Source organism: Paraburkholderia jirisanensis, from assembly GCF_054782355.1.
On the sequence record NZ_BAAGSQ010000027.1, the window covers coordinates 331,204 to 345,645 of the forward strand.

11 protein-coding genes and 1 pseudogene are annotated in these 14,442 nt (G+C 63.7%); 7 read left to right on the forward strand and 5 right to left on the reverse strand.

Going from position 1 to position 14,442, the window contains the following annotated elements; translation table 11 throughout:
* The first annotated feature begins 154 nt into the window (after positions 1 to 154).
* From uvrA to ACYVNQ_RS24215, 3 genes are all read left to right on the forward strand, one after another.
* Positions 155 to 3,094 carry an excinuclease ABC subunit UvrA gene (uvrA, locus tag ACYVNQ_RS24205; protein WP_460905326.1) on the forward strand — a complete coding sequence of 980 codons (2,940 nt, stop codon included), beginning with the start codon at positions 155 to 157 and terminating at the stop codon, positions 3,092 to 3,094.
* Between the two features lie 27 nt (positions 3,095 to 3,121).
* Positions 3,122 to 4,207, forward strand: a complete 1,086-nt coding sequence (locus tag ACYVNQ_RS24210; protein ID WP_460905329.1) for an AI-2E family transporter — start codon at positions 3,122 to 3,124, stop codon at positions 4,205 to 4,207.
* A gap of 302 nt (positions 4,208 to 4,509) precedes the next feature.
* The gene (locus ACYVNQ_RS24215; RefSeq protein ID WP_460905331.1) at positions 4,510 to 5,883 is read left to right on the forward strand and encodes a PepSY-associated TM helix domain-containing protein; all 1,374 of its coding nucleotides are present in this window, start codon (positions 4,510 to 4,512) and stop codon (positions 5,881 to 5,883) included.
* Positions 5,884 to 5,958: 75 nt separating this feature from the next.
* Here the strand turns inward: ACYVNQ_RS24215 and purU are convergent, their stop codons facing one another.
* The 5 genes from purU to ACYVNQ_RS24240 form a co-directional block, all read right to left on the reverse strand.
* Positions 5,959 to 6,828: a formyltetrahydrofolate deformylase gene (gene purU, locus ACYVNQ_RS24220; RefSeq protein ID WP_460905334.1), complete on the reverse strand. Its 870-nt coding sequence runs from the start codon at positions 6,826 to 6,828 to the stop codon at positions 5,959 to 5,961.
* Between the two features lie 72 nt (positions 6,829 to 6,900).
* Positions 6,901 to 7,758: an NUDIX hydrolase gene (locus ACYVNQ_RS24225; RefSeq protein ID WP_460905337.1), complete on the reverse strand. Its 858-nt coding sequence runs from the start codon at positions 7,756 to 7,758 to the stop codon at positions 6,901 to 6,903.
* Between the two features lie 119 nt (positions 7,759 to 7,877).
* Complete coding sequence (locus ACYVNQ_RS24230) at positions 7,878 to 8,492, reverse strand: LysE family translocator (protein ID WP_460905340.1); 615 nt, start codon at positions 8,490 to 8,492, stop codon at positions 7,878 to 7,880.
* 106 nt (positions 8,493 to 8,598) lie between these two features.
* Complete coding sequence (locus ACYVNQ_RS24235) at positions 8,599 to 9,165, reverse strand: adenine phosphoribosyltransferase (protein WP_460905342.1); 567 nt, start codon at positions 9,163 to 9,165, stop codon at positions 8,599 to 8,601.
* Positions 9,166 to 9,397: 232 nt separating this feature from the next.
* A complete protein-coding gene (locus tag ACYVNQ_RS24240; protein WP_460905344.1) occupies positions 9,398 to 11,401 on the reverse strand; it encodes a monovalent cation:proton antiporter-2 (CPA2) family protein in 2,004 nt (667 codons plus the stop codon).
* A 182-nt stretch (positions 11,402 to 11,583) separates the two neighbouring features.
* Between ACYVNQ_RS24240 and kdsD the strand changes: the two genes are divergently transcribed.
* From kdsD to lptA, 4 genes and pseudogenes are all read left to right on the forward strand, one after another.
* The gene (gene kdsD / locus ACYVNQ_RS24245) at positions 11,584 to 12,567 is read left to right on the forward strand and encodes an arabinose 5-phosphate isomerase KdsD (RefSeq protein ID WP_460905347.1); all 984 of its coding nucleotides are present in this window, start codon (positions 11,584 to 11,586) and stop codon (positions 12,565 to 12,567) included.
* Entirely contained in the window at positions 12,567 to 13,103 is a 537-nt protein-coding gene (locus tag ACYVNQ_RS24250) for a KdsC family phosphatase (protein ID WP_460905349.1), read from the forward strand. Before kdsD ends, ACYVNQ_RS24250 begins: the two co-directional genes overlap by 1 nt.
* Before the next feature lie 4 nt (positions 13,104 to 13,107).
* A complete protein-coding gene (gene lptC, locus ACYVNQ_RS24255) occupies positions 13,108 to 13,707 on the forward strand; it encodes an LPS export ABC transporter periplasmic protein LptC (protein WP_460905351.1) in 600 nt (199 codons plus the stop codon).
* A 29-nt stretch (positions 13,708 to 13,736) separates the two neighbouring features.
* A pseudogene (gene lptA, locus ACYVNQ_RS24260) lies at positions 13,737 to 14,411 on the forward strand (lipopolysaccharide transport periplasmic protein LptA); the annotation flags it as partial.
* Positions 14,412 to 14,442: the final 31 nt, after the last annotated feature.

The following is a 14,442-nucleotide window of genomic DNA, read 5'->3' on the forward strand; positions in this document are numbered from 1 at the left end:
CCGGGGACCTTGCCGCCGATCCTGCCGCCAAGGCCCGCACCGATGCCGCAGACGCTTGATTCGGCGCACTTTTCGGCATGATCCAGTAGCCATAACGGCTGTCTGGAAAAGTCGTTATAGTAGCAGGTTTAGTTTCCCTTCTTCCCGCAGGTTCATGGAACAAATCCGTATCCGTGGGGCACGCACCCACAACCTGAAAAACGTCAATCTCGACCTGCCGCGTCACAAGCTGATTGTGATCACCGGCCTGTCGGGGTCGGGCAAGTCGTCGCTCGCGTTCGACACGCTCTACGCGGAAGGGCAACGGCGTTACGTCGAAAGCCTGTCGGCGTACGCCCGGCAATTTTTGCAATTGATGGAAAAACCGGACGTCGATCTGATCGAAGGGCTGTCGCCCGCGATCTCGATCGAGCAGAAGGCGACCTCGCACAATCCGCGCTCGACAGTCGGCACCGTCACCGAGATTCACGACTATCTGCGTTTGCTGTATGCGCGCGTCGGTACGCCTTACTGTCCGGATCACGGCATTCCGCTCGAATCGCAAAGCGTGTCGCAGATGGTCGACGCGGCGCTCGCGCTGCCCGAAGACACCAAGCTGATGATCCTCGCGCCCGTCGTGTCGAACCGCAAGGGCGAGCACGCCGATCTGTTCGAGGCGATGCAGGCGCAAGGCTTCATCCGTTTCCGGGTGCGCTCGGGCGGCGGCACCGCGAACGAAGGCGTCGCGAAGATCTACGAAGTGGACTCATTGCCGGCGCTGAAGAAGAACGACAAGCATTCGATCGACGTCGTGGTCGACCGGCTGAAAGTGCGCGCGGACGTCAAGCAGCGCCTCGCCGAGTCGTTCGAAACCGCGCTGCGTCTGGCCGACGGCCGCGCGATCGCGCTCGAAATGGATACCAACCACGAGCATCTTTTCAGCTCGAAGTTCGCCTGTCCGATCTGCTCCTATTCGCTGCAGGAGCTCGAGCCGCGGCTGTTCTCGTTCAATAATCCGATGGGCGCTTGCCCGGAATGCGACGGCCTTGGGCAGATCACGTTCTTCGACCCGAAACGCGTGGTCGCGCATCCGTCGCTGTCGCTCGCGGCCGGTGCGGTAAAGGGTTGGGATCGACGCAACCAGTTCTATTTCCAGATGCTGCAGAGCCTCGCGGCGTTCTACGAGTTCGATATCGACGTCGCGTTCGAAGACCTGCCGGAAAAAACCCGCAAGGTGCTGCTGTACGGCTCGGGCAAGCAGACCATTCCGTTTTCGTACATCAACGAGCGCGGCCGCACGTCGGTGCGCGAGCATGTGTTCGAAGGGATCATCCCGAATCTGGAGCGGCGTTACCGCGAGACCGATTCGGTCGCGGTGCGCGAAGAGCTCGCGAAATACCAGAACAACCAGGCCTGCCCGGCTTGCGAAGGCACGCGGCTGCGTCGCGAGGCGCGCTTCGTGCGCATCGGCAGCAACGAAGACGCGCGCGGCATCTATGAGATCAGCGGCTTGCCGCTGCGCGATACGCTCGGCTATTTCCAGACGCTGCGCCTCGAAGGTGCAAAGCGCGATATCGCCGACAAGGTGATCAAGGAAATCGTCGCGCGGCTGATGTTCCTGAACAACGTCGGGCTCGATTATCTGTCGCTCGATCGCAGCGCCGAGACGCTGTCGGGCGGCGAGGCGCAGCGCATCCGGCTCGCGTCGCAGATCGGCTCGGGCCTGACCGGCGTAATGTACGTGCTCGACGAGCCGTCGATCGGCCTGCACCAGCGCGACAACGACCGGCTGATCTCCACGCTCAAGCACCTGCGCGATCTCGGCAATTCGGTGATCGTCGTCGAGCACGACGAAGACATGATCCGCATGGCCGACTATGTGGTCGATATGGGGCCGGGCGCCGGCGAGCACGGCGGCATGATCATCTCCGAGGGCACGCCGCTCGAAGTGCAGGCAGACCCGGCTTCGATGACCGGCCAGTATCTGGCGGGCACGCGCCGTATCGAATATCCGCAAGATCGCAAGCAGCCGGACGAACGGCATTTGCGCATCGTCGAGGCTTACGGCAACAACCTGCGGCACGTCACGCTCGATCTGCCAGTGGGCTTGTTGACTTGCGTGACCGGCGTCTCCGGCTCCGGCAAGTCGACGCTGATCAACGACACGCTGTATCAGGCGGTCGCGCATCACCTGTACGGTTCATCCACGGAACCGGCGCCGTACGAAGCGATCGAAGGCCTCGAGCACTTCGACAAGGTGATCAACGTCGATCAGTCGCCGATCGGCCGCACGCCGCGCTCGAATCCGGCTACCTACACCGGCCTGTTCACGCCGATCCGCGAACTGTTTGCCGGCGTGCCATCGGCGAAAGAACGCGGCTACGACCCGGGCCGCTTCTCGTTCAACGTGAAGGGCGGCCGCTGCGAGGCCTGTCAGGGCGACGGCGTGCTGAAGGTCGAGATGCACTTCCTGCCGGACGTCTACGTGCCGTGCGACGTGTGTCACGGCAAGCGCTACAACCGCGAAACGCTCGAGGTGCAGTACAAAGGCAAGAACATCAGCGAAGTGCTCGACATGACTGTCGAGCATGCGCACGAGTTCTTCAAGGCCGTGCCGGTAATTTCACGCAAGCTGAAGACGCTGCTCGACGTCGGTCTCGGCTATATCCGGCTCGGCCAGTCGGCCACCACGCTGTCCGGCGGCGAGGCGCAGCGCGTGAAGCTGTCGCTCGAACTGAGCAAACGTGATACCGGCCGCACACTTTATATCCTGGACGAGCCCACTACCGGGCTACACTTTCACGACATCGCGCTGCTGCTCGAAGTGATCCATCGGCTACGCGATCAAGGCAATACGGTGGTGATCATCGAGCATAATCTCGACGTGATCAAAACCGCCGACTGGGTCATCGATCTCGGTCCGGAAGGCGGGGCCGGCGGCGGGCAGATCATCGCTCAAGGCACACCGGAGCAGGTTGCGCAGTCCAAGGCAAGTTTTACCGGCCGTTATCTGGCGCCGTTGCTCGAACGGGCAGCGCCGCAGCAGGCAGCGGCGGCCGGTAGCGACAAGCCAAAGGCAGCAAGCCGATCGAGAGCTGCAAAGCAAAGCGCATAACCCCGAGGTTGGAGACAAGACTGAGCCATGACCAAGCGTAACGAGGCGACCGACGAAAAGCCGGTACAAAATCTGCGCCCCCGCCCGGTCAGGCTGACCAGCGACATGAGCCTGCCAAAGCTGTCGGCTGTCGAGATCGGCAGCTATCTGGTGGCCTTGCTCGCGATGTGGGCCGTGCTCGAATTGCAACTGCTCGGCGCGCTGCTCGCCGGCATGCTGGTGTTCCAGCTGGTGCATACGATCTCGCCGCGCATCGAGCGGCACATGTCGAGCCAGTGGGCGCGCTGGCTTTCGGTGGTGTGGCTGTCGGCGGTGATCGTCGGTGTACTGACCGGCGTGACGATCGGCATCACCGAGCACTTCGAGCACGATGTGCCGAGCGTGCAGAAGCTGCTCGATCAGGCGATGCAGCTGATCGACCAGGCGCGCGGCCGGGTCCCTCAGTTCATTGCCACGTACTTGCCGGTCGATACCGAGCAGATGAAGGAAAAAGCCGCGGTGATGATGCAAACCCACGCCGGCATGCTGCAGCAGAGCGGCAAGATGGCGGCGCGCGGCTTCACGCATGTGCTGATCGGCATGATCATCGGCGCGATCGTCGCGGTCGGCGCGCAAAAGCAGGTCACACGGCTGCCGCTGTCCACCGCGTTCTGCACGCGCGTGGCGCGTTTCGCCGACGCGTTCCGCCGCATCGTGTTCGCACAGGTGAAGATCTCGTCGATCAATACCGTGTTCACCGGCATCTTCCTGCTGCTGTTCCTGCCGCTGCTGCATGCGCCGCTGCCGCTCGCGAAGACGCTGGTGATCGTCACGTTTATCGTCGGCTTGCTGCCGGTGATCGGCAATCTGATCTCGAATACGCTGATCGTCGCGGTGGCGCTGTCGGTCAGCTTTCCGGCGGCGGTAACAGCGCTGGTGTTCCTGATCCTGATCCACAAGCTCGAATACTTCCTGAACGCACGCATCGTCGGTGGACAGATCGAGGCGCGCGCGTGGGAGCTGCTGATCGCGATGCTCATCATGGAAGCGGCGTTCGGTATTCCGGGTGTGATCGCGGCGCCGGTGTTTTACGCGTATATCAAGCGCGAGCTGATTTATTTGCGGCTGGTTTGAGTTGGCTTGAGTCGACCTGCGGCGCGGCGCGCGTGTTAGCGAAACGAAGCGCCGCGGGCCGCTTCGGCTTATGCAGCAAGCATGCGACATTTTGCCGCACCACCCACCAGAGCCAGCATCCGCGCGGCTTTCCACGGCGCGGCTTAAGCAGAACGCATACCCTCAACGCTCTCCCATCTCAATTTACAAACGTCTTGCGGCATCCGCAGCCGGCGCTTAAGATGCGAACAATTCGCATTTAGCTGGATCAACTGCCGTATGAAGTGTGTTTTGCTCACCGTCGCCGCCGGAGCGGATTGCGCATGAGGCTACTCTTCGTGCGCCTGCACCGCTGGCTCGGCGTCGCCACCGCGCTGTTCCTGTTCGTCGCCGGCTCGACCGGCGCCGTGATCGCATGGGATCACGAACTCGATGCGGCACTGAACCCGTCGTTCTATCAGGCGCGCAGCCACGGCGGCCCGGCGCTCGCTCCGCTCGAACTCGCGCAGCATGTCGAGGCGGCAGACCCGCGGCTGCACGTCACCTACCTGCCGCTGGTCGTCGAACCGGGGCACACACTGCAGATGACGGTGTGGCCGCGCAACGACCCGCGCACGCAGCAGCCGTACAAGCTCGACTTCAATCAGATCGCCGTCGACCCCGCCACCGGTGAAATCCAGAGCCGCCGCCAATGGGGTGCGGTGTCGCTCGCGCGGCTCAACCTGATTCCGTTCCTGTACAAGCTGCACTACACGCTGCATTTGCCGTTCGCGGGTGGCTTCGATATCGGCACGTGGCTGATGGGCAGCGTCGGCATCGTGTGGATTTTCGACAGCCTGATTGCGCTGGTGTTGGCGTTCCCGAGTCTCAAGGCGTGGCGCAAGTCGTTTGTGTTTCGCGTGAAGCGCGGCGGCTATCCGCTGACGTTCGATCTGCATCGCTCGGGCGGCGTATGGATCTGGGGCCTGCTGCTGATGATGGCTGTCACCTCTGTGTCGATGAACCTCGGCAACGAGGTGGCGCGGCCGATCGTGTCGCTGTTTTCGCGGCTGACGCCGTCGCCGTTCACCAATCCTGAAGTAGCCGGCCCGCTGTTGCCGGGCCAACCGACGTTGAGCCGCGAGCGCGCCGTCGAACTCGCACGCAAGGTGGCCGCCGAGCGGCATATTGCGCAGCCGCCGGGTGCGCTGTTTTACGCGTCGACATTGCATACGTATGGCGTCGGATTTTTCGAGCCCGGCAACGATCATGGCGGCACCGGGCTCGGCAACCCGTGGATCTATCTGAATGGGCAAACGGGCAAGACGACTAGCGAAAGCATTCCCGGTAAAGGCACGGCCGGCGATATCTTCATGCAGGCGCAGTTTCCGTTGCACTCGGGGCGCATCGTCGGTTTAGGCGGAAGGATTCTGATCAGTGCGCTCGGCGTTGCCGTTGCCGTGCTGAGCGTGACCGGGCTGCTGATCTGGCTAAAGAAGATGAATGCGCGAAGCCGTCAGGTTAGCAATGCGCAGAAAGCGCGGCGCGGGCTTGACGCAGATGCGGGACGGCCGTCGGGTGAACCGGCAACTGCCGTTGCCACCGGAGTGGCCACCGCGGTGGCCACAACAACTGCTGCGACCGCCGCCGTGGAACGCGAGGGCCTGGCGAGTCTCGCCGTCGCCCGTCGAGGCACTCCGGGCGACCGCGCGGCGTAAAAGTGCGAGTGCGAGGTGGCGTAGGTGGCGCAACCCAAGCGCCGCCGCAGCCGCCCACGCCCACGCCCACCCGCTCTAGCGAAACACCACCGTCTTGCTACCGTTCAACACGATCCGGTGCTCGACGTGCCACTTCACCGCGCGCGCAAGCGTCACGCATTCGACATCGCGCCCAATCGCCGTAAGTTGATCCGGCGTCATGCTGTGATCGACACGCTCCACTTCCTGTTCGATGATCGGGCCTTCGTCGAGATCGGTGGTCACATAGTGCGCGGTCGCGCCGATCAGCTTCACGCCGCGATCGAACGCCTGGTAGTACGGCTTCGCACCCTTGAAGCTCGGCAGGAACGAGTGGTGAATATTGATCGCCCGCCCCGTGAGCCGATCGCACAACTGCGGCGAAAGAATCTGCATATACCGCGCAAGCACCACCAGATCCGCCTGATGCTCGTCGATCACCTCGAGCACGCGTGCTTCCTGCGCAGCCTTCGCATCGGCCTTCGACGAACCGAGCGGAAAGTGATGAAACGGAATGTCGTAGCTCGCGGCGAGCTGATAAAAATCCTTGTGATTCGAGATGATCGCCGGAATCTCGATGTTCAACTGGCCGGTGCGATAGCGGAACAACAGGTCGTTCAGGCAATGCCCGATCTTCGACACCATGATCACGATGCGCGGCTTCACCGATGCATCATGCAGTTCCCATTGCATACCGAACTGTGCGGCAAGCGTGCCGAACTCGCTGCGTAGCGCGTCGAGCCCCGGATCGCCGCCGACCTGCTGGAAATGCACGCGCATGAAGAACTCGCCGGTATGGCTGTCGCCGAATTGCGCGGAGTCGAGAATATTGCTGCCGCGCTCGAACAGAAAGCCCGAGACCGCGTGGACAATGCCGGGCCGATCGGCGCACGACAGTTTGAGGATAAAGCTGTGATCGGTCGACATGACCTGGGTGACTCCCTTCTGCAAATCGGTATTCGTTCAGGATGACGCGGGTGCTTCGGGTGCTCAGCGCAGTTAGCGCACGTCGGACATTTCCGGCGGCCGGAACAGCTCGTCGATGCCAGCGCACACGTCCTCGTCGATCCAGCGGTGACGCAGCAAACAATCGAGCGTGGCGAGACTCGCATCGACCGTCATCGCAGCATCTTCGATCCAGCGTGCGACTTCGTCGATGCGCGCGAGCCGGTGCTCGCCGACTTCGCCGTCCTGATTATGCGGCACGAAATCTTCGGGCAGCAGCAGATCGTAGATGAAGATCTGTTCGGCCTGCGTGCCTTCGGGCAGCGACCGCAGCACATGTACCGCGCGCCCAGGCACCGCAAGCGCTGCAATCTGCTCCGGAATGCCGGCCTCCTCCCAGCATTCCTTGACGATCGTCGTCTCGATGCTGAAGCCCCAGCCGATCCCGCCGGCCACGACGTTATCCAACATGCCCGGATCGGTCGCCTTGGTCTCGCTGCGGCGCGCGATCCACAACTGCGGCGCGCCAGCCTCGTATTCTACGATGCCGTTCAGGTGCACCGCGTAGGTCATCGTGCCGAAGAAGCGCGACGCTGCGCGTTCGATATACGCGAGCGGCGGCGCGTCGAACGCATTGCGGATCGCGTAGGTTTCGTTGCGCCAGCCGGGAATGCGACCATCCGCGGCAAGCGCGCCGATCACACTGCCAAGCGCGGCACTGCGCTCGTCGACTGTTGAGAAGCGCGACGACAGCATGACGCGCGGCTCGTCGATTTCAAATACGTCGGGCCAGAGCGCGAGCAGCGGCACATCGGTCGAACGGATCCAGCCGACCTGTTGCGCGTCGATCCAGAACGAATGGTGCGCGCGCGCATCGAAGCGGCGCGCGTCGCGAATAGAAGGCAAAGTCATGAAAGCTCCAGCGACGGGGCAAGCGTTGCTCGCTGCGGATCAAACGGCATCAAGGCGGAATCGGGCGAGATCAAAGGGATGCAATTGGTTCAAGCGAACTGAATCGGATTCAAGCGGATTCAATCGCGCAACGCGATACGGATGCCGATCGCGATAAAGGTCGCGCCAGCGACGCGATCGAGCCACACGCCGACACTCGGACGACGCCGCAACCAGCCGCCGATCATCCCCGCGCACACGCCGAACAGCGAAAACACGACCACCGTCTGCAGCATGAACAGCGCGCCCAGTTCGAGCATCTGCACGGTGACGCTCTGCACGCCATTCGGCACGATGAACTGCGGCAGGAACACGATAAAGAACAACGTGACTTTCGGATTCAGCAGGTTGCCGATCACGCTTTGCCGGAAGATCGCGGTGAGCGGCTGCGGCGGGCGTTCGTGTGCGGTGGCGAGGCCCTTGGTGCGCAGCGCCTTGATGCCGATCCAGATCAGGTACGCGGCGCCCGCCAGCTTGATCGCCTCGAACGCAACCGGCGACGAACGCAGCACCGCGGCCACACCGATGGCGGCCAGCGTGGTGTGGAACGTGATGCCCGCGGCAAAGCCGAGTGCCGCGACGAGACCGGCGGCGCGACCCTGCGAGATGCCGCGTGCAAGCACCTGAAGGTTATCCGGGCCGGGCGCGCAGGTGATCGCAATCGACGTAGCGAGAAACAGCAGGAAATTGGGCATCGCGCGAACCTCTCTGGTAGGCCGCCGGCAAATCGGCGAAAGACAAAGCGGCAAAAGACAAAGCGACAGCCGGCAGCCGGCAGCCGGCAAGACTCGATGATGAACCTCAATGGCCGCCGAACGAGGTAACCGTATAGAGCGGCAGCCCTGCCGAACGCAGCAGCGCCGAGCCGCCGAGATCCGTCAGATCGATGATCGCCGCGCCTTCCACCACCACCGCGCCGAGCCGCTCGATCAGCTTCTTGCCCGCCATCATGGTGCCGCCGGTGGCAATCAGATCGTCGACGATCACGACGCGATCACCCGGCTTGCACGCGTCTTCATGAATCTCGACGGTCGCGGTGCCGTACTCGAGCTCATACGACTCCGACACGCGCTTGTACGGCAGCTTGCCGCTCTTGCGGATCGGAATGAAGCCGAGGTTCAGCTCATAAGCGAGAATCGGCCCGATGATGAAACCGCGCGCCTCGAGACCGGCGACGTAATCGAGTTTCGCATCGATATAACGCTGCACGAACAGGTCGACCATCACACGCAGCGTTTTCGGGTGCTGCAACAGCGGCGTGATATCGCGAAACTGCACGCCGGGCTGCGGCCAATCGGGCACCGTGCGGACCTGGCTTCGGACGAACTCAGCCGCATCGAGCGGCGCGTTCGCGGGGGCGTTGGACATGATGTCTCCACAACAGGGATCGCGTTCGATCCGGATCAAACTCGAGGGTGTTTCAAGGCGGCGTTGGCGTTTCTCGCGGCGCCAGGGCTGCAAGCGGAAGCCAGCCGCCGCTGGGTGCGGTTCGACAAACCGGCACACGAGGCGCGGCAAGCATAAGCACAAGCGCGCGGCGCAATTAAACCATCAAATGCGTTACGCGATCCGCCACTTGAGTCGCCACCTGCGCCGCCACTCAACTCGCCGCAGCGCCCGCCCGCCGATGCTTCGACAGCAGTTCTTCCGCTTCGGCAAGTGCTTCCGGCAACCCGCGCAGCACGACGATGTCGCTCGCGCGCAGCTTGGTGCTGGGGTCCGGTTCGACGCCGCGAATGCCGTGCCGGCGAATCGCCGTCACTTCCACGCCCAGTTCGTACAAACCCAGTTCGGCCAGCGTGCGGCCGACCGCATCGGCCTTTTCGTCGACCGGCACCGATTGTAGCCGCACCTGTTCGTGACCGTCGTCATCATCGACGTCGTCGGCGCCGTGGAAGTAGCCGCGCAGCAGCGCATAGCGCTCGTCGCGCATTTCCTCGACACGTCGCACCACGCGCCGCATCGGCACACCCATCACCACCAGCGTATGCGACGCCAGCATCAGGCTGCCCTCGACGATCTCCGGAATCACCTCGGTCGCGCCGGCCGCCAGCAGCTTGTCGAGGTCGCTGTCGTCGACGGTGCGCACGATCACCGGCAGCGTCGGCTCGAGCTCGTGGATGTTGTGCAGCACGCGCAGTGCCGACGGCGTGTTCGCATAGGTGATCGCCACCGTGCGGGCGCGGTGCAGACCCGCGGCAAGCAGCGCTTCGCGCCGCCCGGCATCGCCGAACACCACCTGTTCGCCGGCTGCCGCAGCCGCGGCGACGCGGTCCGGGTCGAGGTCGAGCGCGACGTAGGACAGGCCTTCGTGCTCGAGCATGCGCGCCAGATTCTGCCCCGCCCGGCCGTAACCGCAGATAATCACGTGGCCGCTTTGCTTCAGGCTTTGCGTGGCGATGCGCGTCATCTGCAACGACTGCTGCATCCATTCCGTCGACGACAACCGCAGCACGATCCGGTCGGCATTCTGGATCAGGAACGGCGCAGCCAGCATCGACAGCAGCATGCCGGCAAGGATCGCCTGCAGCAGCGTTGCGTCGACCAGATGCTTGTCGAGAATCAGGTTCAGCAGCACGAAGCCGAATTCACCTGCCTGCGCGAGGCCGATGCCGGTGCGCATCGCGACACCCGGCGTCGCACCGAACAGACGCGCGAGTGCCGTCACCATCAACGCCTTCAGCAGGATCGGCCCGATCAGGAAGCCGAGCACGATGAACGGGTGATGCCAGATCACCAGCGGATCGAGCAGCATGCCGGTGGTCACGAAGAACAGGCCGAGCAGCACGTCGCGGAACGGCTTGATGTCTTCTTCCACCTGATGCCGGTACGGCGTCTCGGCGATCAGCATCCCTGCGATAAACGCGCCCAGCGCAAGCGACAGCCCGAACTTGTCGGTGATGAACGCCGAGCCGAGCGTCACCAGCAACAGGTTCAGTACGAACAGCTCCTGCGAGCGGCGCCGCGCGACCACGTTGAACCAGCGCGTCATGAAGCGCTGGCCAATCACCAGCAGCAGCGCGAGCGCAACCACGATCTTGACGAACGCCAGGCCGAGCGCCGCCATCAGGTCTTCGGTCTGGCCGCCGAGCGCGGCGATGATGATCAGCAGCGGCACTACCGCCAGATCCTGAAACAGCAGCACGCCGAAGATATTGCGGCCGTGCTCGGTCTCGATCTCGAGCCGCTCCGCGAGCATCTTGCTGACGATCGCGGTAGACGACATCGCCAGCGCGCCGCCCAGCGCGATACAGCCCTGCCACGACATATGCACCCAGTGCTGCAGCGAGAAGCCGAGGATCAGCGCGACCGCGATCGTGCCGAGCACCTGCAGCAGCCCGAGCCCAAACACCAGCCGGCGCATCGCGCGCAGTTGCGCCAGCGAGAACTCGAGGCCGATCGAAAACATCAGGAACACCACGCCGAATTCCGCGAGGTGCTGCGCGCCCTGCGAATCCGGCACGATACCGAACGCGTGCGGACCGACCACGATGCCGACGGTCAGATAGCCGAGCATCGGCGGCAGGTTCAGATAGCGGAACACAACGACGCCCGCCACTGAAGCCAGCAGCAGAAACAGCGTCATTTCGAGCGGGGAGATCATCGGCAAACGCGCATCGGAAAGGGTCCTGGTTCGTCGGGGGCCGCGGCGCGCAAACACCGCGCGAGCACAGCCGGAGGCGGGCCCAGAGGCCCGGGCCGAAGGCCCATAAATACAGGCCGACGGCGCGTGCCGGACGCCTGCGGTCCGGCGCGGCGAACATACGCCTTTGTTATACTCCGCGCATGATAGCGAAAATCAATGGCGACCGGGCACTAGCCTTGGCTCGCAACGTCCTCGACATCGAAGCGGACGCCGTGCGCGCGCTTCGCGATCAGCTCGACGACGGTTTCGTCGAAGCGATCGGTTTTATTCTTGGCTGCCGCGGCCGCGTGGTGGTGTCCGGCATCGGCAAGTCCGGCCATATTGCGCGCAAGCTGGCGGCGACCTTCGCCAGCACCGGCACGCCGGCCTTCTTCGTGCATCCGGCGGAAGCCAGCCACGGCGATCTCGGTATGATCACCGCCGATGATGTCTTTATCGCGATGTCCAACTCCGGCGAATCCGAAGAGCTGATCGCGATCCTGCCGCTGATCAAGCGGCTGGGCGCCAAACTGATCGCGATGACCGGCAAGCCGGGCTCGAGCCTCGCGAAGATCGCCGACGTGCATTTGAATTCGGGCGTATCGAAAGAAGCCTGCCCGATGAATCTTGCGCCTACCGCCAGCACGACCGCGGCGCTGGCACTCGGCGATGCGCTGGCGGTGGCGGTGCTCGAAGAGCGCGGCTTCGGCCCCGACGACTTTGCCCGCTCGCACCCGGGCGGCACGCTCGGCCGGCGCCTGCTCACTTATGTGCATGACGTGATGCGCACCGGCGACCAACTGCCGAAAGTCACGCCTGACGCGACCGTGCGCGACGCGCTGTTCCAGCTCACCGCCAAGCGCATGGGCATGACGGCGATCGTTGACGCAGACGAGCGCGTGAAAGGCATTTTCACCGATGGCGACCTGCGTCGCGTGCTCGAACGCAGCGGCGATTTTCGCGAGTTGTCGATCGGCGAGGTGATGACGCCGAACCCGCGCGCGATCGGACCGGACCGGCTGGCTGTCGAAGCGGTGGAACTGATGGAGCGTTATCGCATCAATCAGATGCTCGTCGTCGATGAAGCTGGCAAGCTGATCGGCGCACTCAACATGCACGACCTGTTCTCGAAGAAGGTGATCTGATGGCTGCCACCCTTACCGCTACCGAACGCGCAAGCCGCGTGAAGCTGATGATTTTCGACGTCGACGGCGTGCTGACCGACGGCGGCCTGATGTTCACCGCCGACGGCGACACGATGAAGTCGTTCAACTCGATGGACGGTCACGGCGCGAAGCTGCTGCGCGAAGCCGGCATGGATACAGCGATCATCACCGGCCGCCAGTCGGGCATCGTCGCGGCGCGCGCGAAAGACCTGCACATCACGCACATCTATCAAGGCGTCAGCGACAAGCGCATCGCGTTCGCCGAACTGCTGAAGGCGACTGGCCGCACGCCCGAAGAATGCGGCTACATGGGCGACGACTGGCCCGACCTCGCGGTGATGCTGCAGGTCGGCTTTGCCGCGGCGCCGGCCAATTCGCATCCGGACGTGATTGCGCGCGCGCATTGGGTCAGCGAAGCACGCGGCGGCCACGGCGCGGTGCGCGAAGTGTGCGATACGCTGCTGCGCGCGCAGAACCGTTACGACGATCTGCTGCGCGCCGCGTGCGGGATGTAAGCGGATGAACCGGTTTCGCTGGACCTCACTGCTGCCGCTCGTCGCGATGGCCATTCTCGCGGGCGTCACGTACTGGCTGCTGCAGGCGACCAAGCCGCACGAAAACGAAGACGTGATCCGCCCGAAAGCGCACACGCCCGACTACTTCGCGGACAACTTCTCAGTATCCGAACTCGACCAGTCGGGTTCGACGCAATACCGGCTGACCGCCGAAAAGCTGATCCACTACGAAGACACCGAGAGCAGCGATCTGACCATGCCGGCGATCCGCGCGTTCCAGCCGGGCAAGCCGATCGTCACCGCCACCGGCGAGCGCGGCACCGTGAACGGCGACGGCTCGATCGTCGACCTGTACGACCATGCCCGCATCATCCGCGCGGCCGGCTTCGGCGATCCGCAGATGCAGGCGGATTCGCAGCATTTTAGGGTGCTGGTCAACGACGATGTGATCGAGACGGAAAAGCCGGTTAAACTTCAGCGCGGCCTTTCAGTGATGACGGCTGACGGCATGAATTACAACAATGTGACCCGGGTCATGCAACTGTTCGGCACGGTGCGCGGCTCGATTGCCGCCAAACAGCTGTCCGGCGGCTCCAATCCATAACCCGGGTGTTTCATTCCAGGCGTGACTGCATGAGCGAATCGTTCCCCCGTTTTGATACCGGCTGTCTGCGTACGCTGGCGCGCGCACGTGTGCCGTCCGTAGTGCGCGGCTGGCTTGTTGCGCTTGCGGCCGTGCTGCCGCTCGCCGGCTTCGCGCCGCTCGCGCACGCAGAGCGCGCCGACAAGGACAAGCCGCTCAATATCGAAGCGGACAATATGACGTACGACGACCTGAAACAGGTCAACATCTTCACCGGCCATGTGGTCGCGACCAAAGGCACGATCGTCATCAAGGCCGATCGCGTCGAGGTGACGCAGGATCCGCAGGGCTATCAGTACGCGACCGGCACCTCGACCGGCAAGAACCTGTCGTACTTCCGCCAGAAGCGCGACGGGCTCGACGAATACATCGATGGCGATGCCGAGCGCATCGACTACGACGGCAAGAAAGACCTCACCACGCTGACCACCCGAGCCACGGTGCGGCGCCTGCAAGGCCTGTCGACGTTGATGGACGAAGTGCACGGCAGCGTCATTACGTACGACGGCCAGAACGATTTCTATACCGCGAAGGCGGGGCCCGATGTGGCCGGCCCAGGCAACCCGAGCGGCCGCGTGCGCGCGATGCTCGCGCCGCGCAACGGCGGTGCGCAGCCGCTCACCGGTCCGGCCACGACGCTGCAACCGTCGACGCAGTTCCAAGGGCAGAACGCGAACCCCACGCCTGGCGCTGCGC